12 protein-coding genes are annotated in these 14,272 nt (G+C 67.3%); 8 read left to right on the plus strand and 4 right to left on the minus strand.

Going from position 1 to position 14,272, the window contains the following annotated elements; all coding sequences use genetic code 11:
- The first annotated feature begins 51 nt into the window (after window positions 1-51).
- From LGN19_RS01455 to LGN19_RS01490, 8 genes are all read left to right on the plus strand, one after another.
- Window positions 52-3,591, plus strand: coding sequence for an ATP-binding cassette domain-containing protein (locus LGN19_RS01455; RefSeq protein WP_226212940.1), 3,540 nt, complete (start codon window positions 52-54; stop codon window positions 3,589-3,591).
- 569 nt (window positions 3,592-4,160) lie between these two features.
- A complete protein-coding gene (glnH, locus tag LGN19_RS01460; RefSeq protein ID WP_174956529.1) occupies window positions 4,161-4,913 on the plus strand; it encodes a glutamine ABC transporter substrate-binding protein GlnH in 753 nt (250 codons plus the stop codon).
- Between the two features lie 66 nt (window positions 4,914-4,979).
- Window positions 4,980-5,636, plus strand: coding sequence for a glutamine ABC transporter permease GlnP (glnP, locus tag LGN19_RS01465; RefSeq protein WP_034179830.1), 657 nt, complete (start codon window positions 4,980-4,982; stop codon window positions 5,634-5,636).
- The gene (gene glnQ, locus LGN19_RS01470; protein WP_059237091.1) at window positions 5,633-6,361 is read left to right on the plus strand and encodes a glutamine ABC transporter ATP-binding protein GlnQ; all 729 of its coding nucleotides are present in this window, start codon (window positions 5,633-5,635) and stop codon (window positions 6,359-6,361) included. The genes glnP and glnQ overlap by 4 nt, the downstream gene beginning before the upstream one ends.
- A 20-nt stretch (window positions 6,362-6,381) precedes the next feature.
- Window positions 6,382-7,431: a C45 family autoproteolytic acyltransferase/hydolase gene (locus LGN19_RS01475; protein WP_226212941.1), complete on the plus strand. Its 1,050-nt coding sequence runs from the start codon at window positions 6,382-6,384 to the stop codon at window positions 7,429-7,431.
- A 15-nt stretch (window positions 7,432-7,446) separates the two neighbouring features.
- Complete coding sequence (locus LGN19_RS01480; protein WP_175023911.1) at window positions 7,447-8,781, plus strand: aspartate aminotransferase family protein; 1,335 nt, start codon at window positions 7,447-7,449, stop codon at window positions 8,779-8,781.
- Between the two features lie 32 nt (window positions 8,782-8,813).
- Entirely contained in the window at window positions 8,814-9,368 is a 555-nt protein-coding gene (locus LGN19_RS01485; protein ID WP_174956526.1) for a carboxymuconolactone decarboxylase family protein, read from the plus strand.
- A 160-nt stretch (window positions 9,369-9,528) separates the two neighbouring features.
- Window positions 9,529-10,308 carry an extensin gene (locus tag LGN19_RS01490; RefSeq protein ID WP_226212942.1) on the plus strand — a complete coding sequence of 260 codons (780 nt, stop codon included), beginning with the start codon at window positions 9,529-9,531 and terminating at the stop codon, window positions 10,306-10,308.
- 95 nt (window positions 10,309-10,403) lie between these two features.
- Here LGN19_RS01490 and ahpF read toward each other — a convergent pair whose 3' ends face one another.
- The 4 genes from ahpF to LGN19_RS01510 all read right to left on the minus strand — a co-directional run bounded on the left by ahpF (window position 10,404) and on the right by LGN19_RS01510 (window position 14,203).
- A complete protein-coding gene (ahpF, locus tag LGN19_RS01495; protein WP_122949394.1) occupies window positions 10,404-12,002 on the minus strand; it encodes an alkyl hydroperoxide reductase subunit F in 1,599 nt (532 codons plus the stop codon).
- Between the two features lie 128 nt (window positions 12,003-12,130).
- Window positions 12,131-12,694, minus strand: coding sequence for an alkyl hydroperoxide reductase subunit C (gene ahpC, locus LGN19_RS01500; RefSeq protein WP_006488685.1), 564 nt, complete (start codon window positions 12,692-12,694; stop codon window positions 12,131-12,133).
- A 274-nt stretch (window positions 12,695-12,968) separates the two neighbouring features.
- Window positions 12,969-13,178: a CopG family transcriptional regulator gene (locus LGN19_RS01505; RefSeq protein WP_226212943.1), complete on the minus strand. Its 210-nt coding sequence runs from the start codon at window positions 13,176-13,178 to the stop codon at window positions 12,969-12,971.
- A gap of 128 nt (window positions 13,179-13,306) precedes the next feature.
- Window positions 13,307-14,203, minus strand: a complete 897-nt coding sequence (locus LGN19_RS01510) for a LysR substrate-binding domain-containing protein (RefSeq protein WP_226212944.1) — start codon at window positions 14,201-14,203, stop codon at window positions 13,307-13,309.
- Between the last annotated feature and the right edge of the window lie 69 nt (window positions 14,204-14,272).

The raw sequence follows: 14,272 nt of genomic DNA on the forward strand, positions 1-14,272 counted from the left end.
AGCCTCGATCCGGTCAAGAAAAAACATCATCGGACACTACCGGAGGGCTTCATGTATTTCGACCGACGACTATGGGCAATGATGGCGGGACTACGCTGGCGGGTCGCCGCGGCCGTCGCGCTCGGGCTGCTCGCGATGGGTGTCGGGATCCTGCGCTTCGTATTTCTCGGCCGCGTGCTGGCGCTGGTCTTTTCCGGCGCGCCGGCACGCAGCATCGGCGAAGCCGTCGTTGCAACGGCGGCCTGCGTGTTGCTGCGCGCATGGCTCGACCATCGCCGCACGGTGCTCGCGCAGCACACGGCCGGGCGCGTGCAGGCCACGCTGCGCGCGCGGCTGTTCGACCGGATCGCCGCGCTCGGCCCCGCGTGGTTCAGCGGCGAACGCACGGGCGGCGTGATGCTGGCCGTCGTCGACGGCGTCGAGCAGTTGCAGACCTTTTTCGGCACCTATCTGCCGCAACTCGTGATCGCCGCCTGCGCGCCGGTGATGATCTTCGCGGTGCTCGCATGGTGGGACGTGCCGACGGCCGCGATCCTGCTGGTCGCGGCGCTCGTCACGCTCGCGCTGCCGCAACTCGTGCATCGCGCCGACAAGCGCGCGGCGCTCGCGCGCTCGGCCGCCTTCAAGGCATTCGGCGAGGAGTTTCTCGACGCGGTGCAAGGGCTGCCGACGCTGAAGGCGTTCGGGCAAAGCACGGCGTTCGGCGCGAAGCTGGCCGCGAAGGCGCGCGCGCTGTCCGACAGCACGTTCTGGGTACTCGCGCTCGGCCTGCTGACGCGGCTCTTCACCGATCTCGGCACCGGCCTCGGCGCGGCCGCCGCGATCGCGGTCGGCGCGTGGCGCGTGCGGCACGGCGACATGAACCTCGAGGCGCTGCTGATCGTGCTGATGGCCGGCAGCGAAATCTTCCGGCCGCTGCGCGACCTGCGTTCCGTGTTGCACCAGGGGATGATCGGCCAGTCGGCGGCGAATGCGATCCACGCGCTGCTCGGCGCGGATAGCCACGCACCGGCCGCCGATGCGCCGCGCGTCACGGGCCTGCGCCCGGAGATCGCGTTCGACGCCGTCAGCTTCGCGTATCCGGGGCGCCGCGCGGACGCGCATGCGGCGCTGAGCTTCTCGGTGCGCGAAGGCGAGACGGTGGCGATCGTCGGGCCGAGCGGCGCGGGCAAGTCGACCATCGTGCGCCTGCTGCTGCGCCAGCACGATGCGCAGGGCGGCGCGATCCGCATCGGCGGCCATGACGTGCGCACGCTCGATGCCGGCCAGGTGCGCGAGATGATCGCGGTCGTCGCGCAGGATGCGACGCTGTTCGACGGCAGTGTGGCCGACAACCTGCGGCTCGGCCGCCCCGACGCGAGCGACGCGGACATGATCGCCGCCGCGCGCGCGGCCAACGCGCACGATTTCATCTCGGCGCTGCCCGATGGCTACGCGACGCGCATCGGCGAACGCGGGCTGATGCTGTCGGGCGGCCAGCGCCAGCGCCTCGCGATTGCCCGCGCGCTGTTGCGCGATGCGCCGATCCTGCTGCTCGACGAGGCGCTGTCGTCGGTCGATGCGGAGAACGAGGCACTGATCCAGCAGGCGCTCGACCGGCTCACGCGCGGGCGGACCACGCTCGTGCTCGCGCACCGGCTGTCCAGCGTGATCGGCGCCGACCGCATCCTGGTGCTCGACCAGGGACAGGTGGTCGACGAGGGCACGCACGCGGCGCTGATCGCGCGCGACGGCCCGTATCGCCGGCTGATGGGGCCGCAACTGGAAGCGGTGGCCGAATCGATCGGCGTGGCAACAACGGCCGGTGCGACCGCGCGCGCGTCGTCGGGCCCGCAGGTGCGGCCGCTCAACGACGATGCGGCGGAGATCGGCTGGCCGGAAACCCTGCGGACATTGCTGCGCTTCGTGCGTCCGTGGACGGGCAAGGTCGTGCTGACGGTGCTGTTCGGGATCGGGCGTGTGCTCGCGTTCATCGGCGTCGGCGTGATCGGCGCGCTGGTGGTCGGCGCGGTACCGGGCGGCCACGTGAGCGCGACGCTCGTCACCGCGCTGCTCGTGATCGCGCCGGTGGCGGCCGTGCTGCACTGGCTCGAATCGTGGCTCGCGCACGACATGGCGTACCGGCTGCTCGCGGAAATGCGCATCGCGCTGTTCGCGACGCTCGAACGCCTCGCGCCGGCCGGGCTGCTGCGCCGCCGTTCCGGCGATCTCGTGTCGCTCGCGACGCAGGACGTCGAGACGGTCGAATATTTCTACGCGCACACGCTGGCGCCCGCGTTCGTCGCGGTGCTGGTGCCGGCCGCCGTGCTGGTGCTGCTCGCGTTAGTCGCGTGGCCGCTTGCGCTCGTGCTGCTGCCGTTCCTGTTGTGGGCCGGGCTCGCGCCGGTGCTGGCGCGACGCGATGTCGACCGGCTCGGCACCGGCGCGCGCGAAGCGCTCGGCCAGCTTGGCGCGCATCTGACCGAAACGATCCAGGGGCTCGCGGAGCTGACCGCGTTCCAGGCCGTCGCGCGCCGACGCGAAGCGTTCGTGGCCGAAGTCGATGCGTACCGCAAGCAGCGTGCGAAGCTGCTCGACGATCTGTCGGCGCAAAGTGCCGCGCTGGAAATCGCGAGCGGGCTCGGCGGGCTGGTCGTCGCGGCGCTCGGCGCGCTGCTGTGTGCACGCGGCTGGTTTCCGCGCGAGTCGTTGCCGTTGCTGGTGCTGGTGGCGGTGGCCGCCTTCATGCCGGTGGCCGAAATCGGTCAGGTCGCGCGTCAGCTCGCCGACACGATCGCGTCGACGCGCCGCCTGCGTGCGCTGGAGAAGGAGCCCGTGCCGGTGACGGACGGCGCGGCTGCGATGCCGACCAATCCGGCGGTGCGTTTCGAAGCCACATCTTTCACGTACCCGGGCCGCAGCCTGCCCGCGATCGACCGCGTGAGCTTCGAGGTGCCGCGCGGCAGCACGGTCGCGCTGGTCGGCGCGTCGGGCGCCGGCAAGTCGACGGTCGCGAGCCTGCTGCTGCGCTTCTGGGATCCGCAGCAGGGCCGCGTGACGCTCGGTGGCGTCGATCTGCGCGACCTGCGGCTCGACGACCTGCGGCAGCACATCGCGCTGGTTGCGCAGGATACCTACCTGTTCAACGACACGCTCGAAGCGAACATCCGGCTCGCCGCGAATGACGCGTCCGATGCGGACGTGCAGCGCGCGATCGATCATGCGGCGCTCGGCGACTTCGTCGCGCGGCTGCCGGACGGGCTCGCGACGCGCGTCGGCGAGCGCGGCGTGCAGCTATCGGGCGGCCAGCGTCAGCGTGTCGCCATTGCGCGCGCATTCCTGAAGGATGCGCCGGTGCTGATTCTCGACGAAGCGACGTCCCATCTGGACACGATCAGCGAGCAGCAGATCCGCACGGCGCTGGAAGACCTGATGACACAGCGCACGTCGATCATCATCGCGCACCGATTGTCGACCGTGCGCAATGCCGACCTGATCCTCGTGATGGCGCACGGCAGCGTGATCGAGGCCGGCCGGCATGCGGAGCTGATGGCACGGCAGGGTGCGTATGCGCGGCTCGTGTCGCATCAGGCGAGCGGGGTGGCGGCGTAAGCGATGCTGCATCGGCGCGCGGCCGGCCGGCGGGGGCGCGCGCATTCCGCAACATGCGTTGAGCCGCGCCGGCGGTGGCCGGCATCGCACGGGGCGGCCGCCTCGGCACAGTGCCGCGCGTCGAAGCGCCGACGATCCGCGCTGACAAACGGGCTGACAAACGGGCTGACAAACGAGCTGACAAGCGCGCAGGCGGCGGCGTTCGGCGCCGAGCGGTTGCGCGGCCATTCTCCTCTCGCGCGTGATGCCCGGGACGGCAAACCAGCCCGACCAGCCCACCGTCACCGCCAACCGCTCCTCAAGCGCCGCCATCGGCCGGCTCGGCACGATCCGGCCGGGCCGCTTCGCCACGGCCTCACGCCCTTTCCTCCGACTTATCCGTCCCACGTGCCCCGGGTTTGTCTCGATGCATTTACCCGTTGCGGACTTTTTTGTTGTCGTAGTATCGCCATTGACAACACTTGTTGCACTAAGGTCTAATTCGACATCGCATGTTGCGGTGCGGCTTGATGTCGTCGTTCCGCCGGCCGGCTGGCCGGTCACATCGCTCAATCATGCGGAGAGAAACCATGAGTCGCCGTTCCTTCCTGAAAGCCGTCGCGGTGGTTGCCGCGCTCGGCGCAAGCCTCGCGCACGCGGACACCAAGACGCTTGTCGTCGGGACCGACACGTCGTTCATGCCGTTCGAGTTCAAGCAGGGCGACAAGTACGTCGGCTTCGATCTCGACCTGTGGGCGGAGATCGCGAAGGACCAGGGCTGGAAATACACGATCCAGCCGATGGATTTCGCGGGCCTGATCCCGGCGCTGCAGACGCAGAACATCGACGTCGCGCTGTCGGGGATGACGATCAAGGAAGAGCGCAAGAAGGCGATCGACTTCTCCGCGCCGTACTACGACAGCGGCCTCGCGGCGATGGTGCAGACCGGCAACACGACGATCAAGTCGATCGACGACCTGAACGGCAAGGTGATCGCCGCGAAAACAGGCACCGCGACGATCGACTGGATCAAGGCGCACCTGAAGCCGAAGGAGATCCGCCAGTTCCCGAACATCGACCAGGCGTACCTCGCGCTCGAAGCCGGCCGGGTCGACGCGGCGATGCATGACACGCCGAACGTGCTGTTCTTCGTGAACAACGAGGGCAAGGGCAAGGTGAAGGTCGCGGGCCAGCCGGTCAGCGGCGACAAGTACGGGATGGGTTTCCCGAAGGGCAGCCCGCTCGTGCCGAAGGTCAACGCATCGCTCGTGAAGATCAAGGCCGATGGCCGCTACGCGCAGATCTACAAGAAGTGGTTCGGTGCCGAGCCGCCGAAGCTGTGAGCGTGACGCCGCAACAGCGCGCGGCCGGGTGGCCGCGCCGGTCTTGAATCGAACGGGGAGCGACAAGTGAATTTCGATTGGTCGGCGATCTGGGCGGCGTTGCCGGACTTGATGGACGGGGTCCGGTTGACGGTGTTCATCGCATTTTTCGGGCTGGTGGGCGGCTTCATCGTCGGGATGATCGCGGGCATGTTCCGCGCATACGGACCGAAGGCGATGAACGTGCTTGCGCAGGTCTATATTGAATTGATCCGCGGCACGCCGATCGTCGTGCAGGTGATGTTCCTGTATTTCGCGTTGCCGCTGCTCGCGCATATCCGCATCGACGGCCTGACGGCCGCGATCATCGCGATCACGGTGAATTCCGGCGCGTATCTCGCGGAAGTGGTGCGCGGCGCGCTGCTGTCGATCCCGAAGGGGCTGACGGAAGCAGGGCTCGCGATGGGCTTGTCGATGCCGCGCGTGCTGCTGAAGGTGGTCGGCCCGCTGGCGTTCCGGCGCCTGATTCCGCCGCTCGGCAACCAGTGCATCGTGAGCCTGAAGGACACGTCGCTGTTCATCGTGATCGGTGTCGGAGAGCTGACGCGCAAGGGGCAGGAAATCATCGCGGGCAATTTTCAGGCGGTCGAGATCTGGTCCGCCGTGGCCGTCATCTACCTGTTGCTGACCGGCGCCATGACGTTGACGCTGCGGCTCGTCGAAAAGCGGATGAGAATCTTATGAGCATGATCGAATTCCAGAACGTGTCGAAGAGCTTCGGCCACGTGCCGGTGCTGAAGCATATCGACCTGAAGATCGACGCGGGCGAGGTGGTCGTCGTGATCGGCCCGTCCGGCTCGGGCAAGTCGACGATGCTGCGCTGTATCAACGCGCTCGAGAAAATCACCGGCGGCGAGCTGCTGGTCGACGGCCAGAGCGTGCGTGGCAACGCGACGACGATCCGCAATATCCGGCTCGAAGCCGGCATGGTGTTCCAGCAGTTCAACCTGTTTCCCCAGATGACCGCGCTCGAGAACGTGATGTTCGGGCCGATCCAGGTGCGCGGCGCATCGCGTGCCGACGCGCGCGACCAGGCGATGGCACTACTCGACAAGGTCGGACTCGAATCGCGCGCGAATCACTACCCGTCGGAGTTGTCGGGCGGCCAGCAGCAGCGCGTTGCGATTGCGCGCGCGCTCGCGATCCGGCCGCGGCTGATGCTGTTCGACGAGCCGACCTCGGCGCTCGATCCGGAATTGCGCCACGAAGTGCTGAAAGTGATGCAGGATCTCGCTACCGAAGGGATGACGATGATCGTCGTCACGCACGAGATCGGCTTTGCGAAACGGGTCGGCACGCGCCTGCTGTTCATGGATCAGGGCGGGATTGCCGAGGACGGCCATCCGGTCGACCTGATCGACCGGCCGCCGACCCCGCGCCTGAAGGAATTCCTGAAACACGTGTCCTGAACGAAACCGAACCATCCGACATGCCGCTTTCCCTTTCTCCCGTCATCGCCGGCGCGCCGTTCGACATCGGCGTGCGCCTCGGCGAGCTCGCCCGCCCGGTGTTCGATGAATACATGCAGCAGAGCAGCGCGTGGCAGGCCGTGCGCCGCTGGCGCGGCCATCCGTTCGTCGCTTCGCTGCGGCAGGCCGCGCTGGCCGCGTACCCCGATCTCGTCGCGGAACTGGACGGGATCGCGGCCGGTGTCGGCTGGCCGGCCGAGGACATCTTTCTGTGGAACTGCCGCGGCGAGCTGATCCACAACGCACCGGACGGCTGCACGACGCTTGCCGCACGCGACGCGAATGGCACGCGCTGGATCGCGCACAACGAGGACGGCGATCCGTACCTGCGCGAGCGCTGCCTGCTCGTCGACGTGCAGCCGGCGGGCAAGCCGGGCTTCATCAGTTTCTACTACCCCGGTTCGCTGCCGGGCCATACCTTTGCCGCGAACCGCGCGGGCATCGCGCAGGCGATCAACAACCTGCGGATCCGCACGCCGGCAGTGGGCGTGCCGCGGATGATCCTCGCGCGCGCCGTGCTCGACGCAACGTCGCTCGACGCGGCAGCCGACGTGCTGCGCGGTCACGCGCGTGCAAGCGGTTTTCATCACACGCTGGGCGCGACCGGCGATGCGCGGCTGCTGAGCATCGAGGCGAGCGTCGCGCGCTGTTCGGTGATCGACGTCGCGCGGCTCGCGGGGCATGCGAACCATCTCGTGCACCCCGGTTGCGATGCGCAAGCGCAGATCGTCACGCAATCGTCGGCCGACCGCCAGCGCCGTGTCGACGCGCTGACGCCCGGCATCGACGCAATCGATGAAGCCGCGCTGCTGCGCGTGCTCGGCGATCGCGCGCCGGAAGGGCTGCCGATCTACCGCGACGATCCGGCCGACCCCGACGATGAGAACACGCTGGCCACGGCCGTGTTCGCGATCGGCGCGGCATCGATCGACTTCACCCTTCACCAACACGGCACGCAGCGTTTCGCGACGCGCATCGTGCCGTCCGGACGCGCGCACGACGCGTCCTGATCCATGAGGCAACGCATGACGACCGTTTTTCATCGCGCTCCGCGCGCCACCTTGCCGGTTGCCGTCGCCGGCGACGGCATCGAGATCATCGACTCGACCGGCAAGCGTTATATCGACGCCTGTGGCGGCGCGGCCGTTTCGTGTCTCGGCCACAGCAACCAGCGCGTGATCGACGCGATCAAGCGGCAGGCGCAGCAACTGGCGTACGCGCATACGTCGTTCTTCACGACCGACGTGGCCGAGGAACTGGCCGACCGGCTCGTCGACGCCGCGCCGGCCGGCCTCGAACACGTGTATTTCGTGTCGGGCGGCTCCGAGGCGGTCGAGGCCGCGCTGAAGCTCGCGCGCCAGTATTTCGTCGAGAAGGGCGAGCCGCAGCGCCGCCATTTCATCGCGCGGCGCCAGAGCTATCACGGCAACACGCTCGGCGCGCTCGCGATCGGCGGCAATGCGTGGCGGCGCGAGCCGTTCCTGCCGCTGCTGATCGAGGCGCACCACGTGAGCCCGTGCTTCGCGTACCGCGACCAGCAGGCGGGCGAAACCGACGAAGCGTATGCGCAACGCCTCGCGGACGAACTCGAGCAGAAGATCGTCGAACTCGGCGCGGACAACGTCGCGGCGTTCGTCGCGGAGACGGTGGTGGGCGCAACGGCCGGTGCGGTGCCGCCGGTGCGCACGTACCTGAAGAAGATTCGCGCGGTGTGCGACAAGTACGGCGTGTTGTTGATTCTCGACGAGATCATGTCGGGGATGGGGCGCACGGGCTATCTGTACGCATGCGATGAAGACGGCGTTGCGCCTGACCTGCTGACGATCGCGAAAGGGCTTGGCGCAGGCTACCAGCCGATCGGCGCGACGCTCGTCAGTGACCGCATCTACCGGACGATCGTCGACGGCTCGGGTTTCTTCCAGCACGGCCATACGTACCTGGGCCATGCAACCGCCTGCGCGGCGGCGCTCGAAGTGCAGCGCGTGATCGCCGAAGAGAAGCTGCTCGACAACGTGAAGGCGCGCGGCGAGCAGTTGCGCGCGTCGTTGCGCGAGCATTACGGCGCGCATCCGCATATCGGCGACGTGCGCGGCCGCGGGCTGTTCGTCGGCGTCGAGCTCGTGCGCGATCGCGACAGCAAGGCGACGTTCGATCCCGCGCTGAAGCTGCACGCGGCGGTCAAGCGCGAAGCGATGCAGCGCGGCTTGATGGTGTATCCGATGGGCGGGACGATCGACGGCGTGCACGGTGATCACATCCTGGTCGCGCCGCCTTTCATCTGCACCGCGCAGCAGATCGATACGATCGTCGAGCGGCTGTCGGGCGCGATCGGCGCGGCGCTCGCGTCGGCCGGCGCGTGATCGCATTCCTCGAATCCTATTCGGACATCGCCATGACAAACAGATTGCCTCCGTTCGATCCCGCATCGGCCACCGATGAGCAGAAGGCCGTGCTGGCCGATATTCTCAGCGGCCCGCGCGGCAACCTGAACGGGCCGTTTCTCGGCTGGATCGCGAGCCCCGAGCTGGCTCAGCACGCGCAGAAGCTCGGCGCGTTCTGCCGCTATCGCACGGGCCTGCCGCTGCGCCTGTCGGAACTCGCGATTCTCGTGACGGCCGCGCGCTGGCGCTCGCAGGCCGAGTGGCACATCCACCATCCGATCGCCCTCGACGCAGGCGTGCCGGCCGCGACGGCCGACGCGATCCGGCGTGGCGTCGCACCTGCATTCGAGTCGGACGACGATGCGCTGATCCACGCGTTCGCGAGCGAGCTGTACGACACGCGGCGCGTGAGCGATGCGACGTTCGCGCAGGCGGAAGCACGCTTCGGCCACGAAACCGTCGTGAATCTGGTCGCATTGCTCGGCTACTACGCGCTCGTCGCGATGACGCTGAACACGTTCGGCATGCGCGCGGAAGGGCAGACCGAATTGCCGTTTCCGGAGTAACGGCGGCGCTTCGACAGTGCCGGAGCAGGGCGGCGATACGTCTGATGAACACCGCGCCGACCTGTTCCCGGCACAATGCAACCAAATGTATTCATGCGGGATCGACGACCGATCGCCGCGTATGATGGCTTGTTCACGTCGACATGATCGGTGAACAAGCATGACGAGTACCCGCAAGACCTTGATGATCGCCGGTGGGCTCCTGGTAGCCGCGGCCGGCACTGCCTATGTGATGCTCCTGCGCGCGGATCACCGTGCGATCGAAGATGCCGGCATCGGCGATTCGGCCGCGCCCGTGGCCATGGCGCCTGCAAGCAACGATCACGCCGTGCAGGGCACCATCGAGCCGCCGGCTCCGGCCGCCGCGATGGCGCCGAAACAGGCGGCTGTCGCGCCGTCACCACCCGCACCGGCGCCTTCTGCGCCGGCCGCCACTGCGCGCGTCAGCGCACCGCCTGCGTCTGCTCCTGCCGTGCCGGTTGTCAGCGACAAACCGCAGCCGGAGGCGAAGCCGAGCGCACCGCCGCCGAAGGTCAACGTCGTGACCGTCGATGCGCAGGATTCGACCCCACCGGCACCGCCGCCGGCCGCCAAACCGGTGCAACAGGCCGCTCCTGCGTCCGCACAGGTCACGCAGCGCGCGCCGCGCAAACGCGACGGCCTCGAACGTCACGCGGCCGCAGCGCCCGCTGCAACGAAATCCGAAACGCCGGAGACGGCCGCACTCGTGAGGGAGTCGGCGAAGCTCGACCCGTCGTTGCCGCCGCCGTCGATGTCGTCGATGCCGTCGAGCAGCGGTTCGAACCGGCAGGGCGGTTCGTCGTCGGGTGCGAATCCGGTTGCCGCTGCGATGACCGAGCAACTGGTCAGGGAGTCGAGCAATTTCAAGTCGGCACCGTCGCCGGTGCCGGCGAACAGCGGCCCGACCACGACCAAGTAACTGCGCTCGCTTCCGGAATAAAAAGGGCCCCGCACGCCGACCAAAGCATGCGGGGCCAAGAGAGACAAACTGTTGTGCCGACGGGCTGACGCGCGTTACGCGGCGACCGCTTCCTCGGCCTGCGGCTGCGCGGCGGCAACCGGTGCCACGTCCTGCCGGATCAGGTGGTCGAACGCGCCGAGCGATGCCTTCGCGCCTTCACCGACCGCGATCACGATCTGCTTGAACGGTACCGTCGTCACGTCACCGGCCGCGAACACGCCCGGCACCGACGTTGCACCACGCGCATCGACGACGATCTCGCCGTGCTTCGACAGCTCGACCGTGCCTTTCAGCCATTCGGTGTTCGGCACGAGGCCGATCTGCACGAACACGCCTTCGAGATCGATGCGCTGCGTGTCGCCCGAGCGCAGATCCTTGTAGACGAGCCCGTTCAGCTTGCTGCCGTCGCCGGTCAGCTCGGTCGTCTGTGCCTGCGTGACGATCGTCACGTTGGGCAGGCTGCGCAGCTTGCGTTGCAGCACTTCGTCCGCACGCAGTTGCGCACCGTATTCGATCAGCGTGACGGCCTTCACGATGCCGGCGAGGTCGATCGCGGCCTCGACACCCGAGTTGCCGCCGCCGACCACCGCGACGCGCTTGCCCTTGAACAGCGGGCCGTCGCAGTGCGGGCAGTAAGCGACACCGCGGTTGCGGTATTCGCGCTCGCCCGGCACGTTGATTTCACGCCAGCGCGCGCCGGTCGCGAGGACGATCGTCTTCGCCTTCAGCACCGCGCCGTTCGCGAGGCGGATCTGGTGCACGTCGCCGGGAATCAGCGCATCGGCGCGCTGCACGTCCATGATGTCGACGTCGTACTGCTTCACGTGCTGTTCGAGCGCGGTCGCGAACTTCGGCCCTTCGGTTTCCTGCACCGACACGAAGTTCTCGATCGCCATCGTGTCGAGCACCTGGCCGCCGAAACGCTCGGCGACGACGCCCGTCGCAATGCCCTTGCGCGCCGAGTAGATCGCGGCCGCCGCGCCTGCCGGGCCGCCGCCGACGATCAGCGTATCGAACACCGGCTTGTTCTCGAGCGACTTCGCGGCACGTGCGCTCGCACCGGTATCGAGCTTCGCGAGGATTTCCTTCACGCTGCTGCGGCCCTGGCCGAACGAGGTGCCGTTCAGGAACATCGTCGGCACGGCCATGATCTGGCGCGACTCGACTTCATCCTGGAACAGCGCGCCGTCGATCGCGACGTGACGGATGCGCGGGTTGACCAGCGACATCACGTTCAGCGCCTGCACGACTTCCGGGCAGTTCTGGCACGACAGCGAGAAATACGTCTCGAACGCGTAGTCGCCGTCGAGCGCGCGGATCTGTTCGATCACGTCGTCGTCGAGCTTGATCGGGTGGCCGCCCGTCTGCAGCAGCGCGAGCACGAGCGACGTGAATTCGTGGCCCATCGGGATGCCGGCGAAGCGGATGCCGGCCGGCTTGCCGGGCTCGCCGATCGAGAACGACGGCTTGCGCTCGGCGTCGTCGCGGCGTTCGGTCACGGTCACGCGATCCGTCAGCGACGCAATCTCGTTCAGCAGCGCCAGCAGTTCCTGCGATTTCGCGCTGTCGTCGAGCGAGGCGACGAGTTCGATCGGGCGCGTGATCTTTTCGAGGTACGCTTTCAGTTGGTTCTTGAGATTGGCGTCGAGCATGGCGTTTCGGATTCCGTATTAATGATTCTGGTCGGGCACGTCGTGCCGGAGGTGGGCGCGGGCCGCATGCTGCGGCGGCCCGTCATCGGGCGTCTCGCGCGCCTCGTGCGAGGCGCGCGGAGCGATCGTCAGATCTTGCCGATCAGGTCGAGCGACGGGGTCAGCGTTTCCGCACCCGGCGTCCACTTGGCCGGGCACACTTCACCCGGGTGCGCCGCGATGTATTGCGCAGCCTGCACCTTGCGCAGCAGTTCGCCTGCGTCACGGCCGATGCCGTTGTCGTGGATTTCGCACAGCTTGATCTCGCCTTCCGGGTTGATCACGAACGTGCCGCGCAGCGCCATCCCTTCTTCCTCGATCAGCACGTCGAAGTTGCGCGACAGCGTGAGCGTCGGGTCGCCGATCATCGGGTACTTGATCTTGCCGATCGTGTCCGACGTGTCGTGCCAGGCCTTGTGCGTGAAGTGCGTGTCGGTCGACACGCCGTAGATTTCGACACCCAGCTTCTGGAATTCCGCGTAACGGTCGGCGAGGTCGCCCAGCTCGGTCGGGCAGACGAACGTGAAGTCGGCCGGGTAGAACACGACGACGGACCACTTGCCCTTGAAGTTCTCTTCCGAGACGGGCACGAAATCGCCGTTGTGGTATGCGGTTGCCTTGAACGGCTTGATTTGGGTGTTGATGATCGGCATCTTGCGAGTTCCTTTGCAGTGGTGTTGATGAAGTGTTCCCAGTATCCGGGTTCACCCTGAGTTTGTGAAATTGCTTGTTTCAATCCGGGGCATCGAGAATTTCTATCTGCTTCCGGCCCTTGATTGGGTGCGGCGTGCGGGGGAGGTAATTGACGCGTGGGTGTATGGACGAGCGGTAGCCGGGCGGAGATGCGGCGAGACGAATTGCATCGAAAGTCAAAAGCAGCGGGTGGAGCGACTCGAGGCGGCGCCGAAGGTTGTTCGGGGCGCGCGTTCACCACTCCGAGCGCAAGTCTTCCTGGTCGACGGCGTTGCGCCCCTTCCAGAGGCCGAACACATTGTCAGCAAGTGTCCGGTTCCGCAGCGCGATGTAGGCGTCGATCGCGTCCCGGATGATCTCGGCGGAGGAACTGTTCCGGTGCGCGGCGATGCGGGTCAACGCCGCATGCTGGTCATCTGATAGATCGACCGGAATTCTGTTCATTGCAACCTCCGTGACGGGACACGGCCATCGTGGCGATCCGGTCGGCCAAGTGCAAGTACGCGGCACGTCCGATGCGAATGCGGCTTCCCGATTCGGCCGGCTGTCGGAGCGACGTCGTCCCGCTCCGCTCAAATCCCCGCCATCTTCCTCAACCACGCCGCCAGCCGCCTCGCGCCATCCGGCATGTCCGCGTCCTCGCGCGTGCACAGGTAGTAATCGCGTCCGTCGTCGAGCGCGTGATCGAACAGCTTCACGAGCTCGCCATTCGCCAGCTCGCGTTCGACCAGTGGCGCGCGCAGCAACGCCGCGCCGAGATCAGCGCGCGCGGCGCTCAGCGTGAGCTGGCCGTCCTCGAACATCGGCCCCACTGCATGCGACACATGCTTCACGCCCGCGCCCTGCAGCCAGTTGACCCACGTGCTGCGATCCTCGTCGTGCACGAGCGGTGCGCGCGAGAGATCGGCCGGCGTGCGGAACGGCCCGTGGCGCTTCAGGAACGACGGGCTGCACATCGGCACCATCGCGCCCGGCAGCAGCCGCTCGCAGCGGTAGCCGGGCCAGTCGCCGGTGCCGAAGCGGATCGACAGGTCCGACGCATCGCTGCGGTAGTTGCGGTGATGCGCATACAGCACCGTCACGTCGACGTCCGTGTTGTCCGCCAGGAACGCGTGCAGCCGTGGAATGAACCAGCCGATGCCGAGCAGCGGAATCAGGCTGACGGTGATCTGCCGCAGCGACGAGCGGTCGCGCACGAAGCGCGTCGCGCTGCGCAGCACCGAGAACGCGGCGCTGATCGAGCGGTAGTAGTCGCGGCCTTCGTCGGTGAGCGCGAGCAGCCGGCCCTCGCGCACGGTCAGCGGCGTCTGGATAAACGCTTCGAGCAGCTGCAACTGATGGCTGACCGCCGACGGCGTGATGTCGAGCTCGCCTGCCGCCGCGGTGACCGACCCGAGACGCGCGAAAGCTTCGAACGCACGCACCGCGCGCAGCGGTGGATCGTGCGGCAATTGTTCGATATTTTTCATGTATCGAATTTTATCGAAAAGTCAGGGCAAGCGGCAACATGAAAATATCCTGTATTTACAGTGATATAG

This window comes from Burkholderia sp. AU30198, from assembly GCF_020419825.1.
GTDB lineage: Bacteria > Pseudomonadota > Gammaproteobacteria > Burkholderiales > Burkholderiaceae > Burkholderia.

Coding starts and splice junctions, on each gene's coding strand:
- LGN19_RS01480 (WP_175023911.1), top strand. CDS start 7,447: ATGACGACCGTTTTTCATCGCGCTCCGCGCGCCACCTTGCCGGTTGCC.
- ahpF (WP_122949394.1), bottom strand. CDS start 12,002: ATGCTCGACGCCAATCTCAAGAACCAACTGAAAGCGTACCTCGAAAAG.
- LGN19_RS01510 (WP_226212944.1), bottom strand. CDS start 14,203: ATGAAAAATATCGAACAATTGCCGCACGATCCACCGCTGCGCGCGGTG.
- LGN19_RS01475 (WP_226212941.1), top strand. CDS start 6,382: ATGCCGCTTTCCCTTTCTCCCGTCATCGCCGGCGCGCCGTTCGACATC.
- LGN19_RS01490 (WP_226212942.1), top strand. CDS start 9,529: ATGACGAGTACCCGCAAGACCTTGATGATCGCCGGTGGGCTCCTGGTA.
- ahpC (WP_006488685.1), bottom strand. CDS start 12,694: ATGCCGATCATCAACACCCAAATCAAGCCGTTCAAGGCAACCGCATAC.
- LGN19_RS01455 (WP_226212940.1), top strand. CDS start 52: ATGTATTTCGACCGACGACTATGGGCAATGATGGCGGGACTACGCTGG.
- LGN19_RS01485 (WP_174956526.1), top strand. CDS start 8,814: ATGACAAACAGATTGCCTCCGTTCGATCCCGCATCGGCCACCGATGAG.
- glnQ (WP_059237091.1), top strand. CDS start 5,633: ATGAGCATGATCGAATTCCAGAACGTGTCGAAGAGCTTCGGCCACGTG.
- LGN19_RS01505 (WP_226212943.1), bottom strand. CDS start 13,178: ATGAACAGAATTCCGGTCGATCTATCAGATGACCAGCATGCGGCGTTG.
- glnH (WP_174956529.1), top strand. CDS start 4,161: ATGAGTCGCCGTTCCTTCCTGAAAGCCGTCGCGGTGGTTGCCGCGCTC.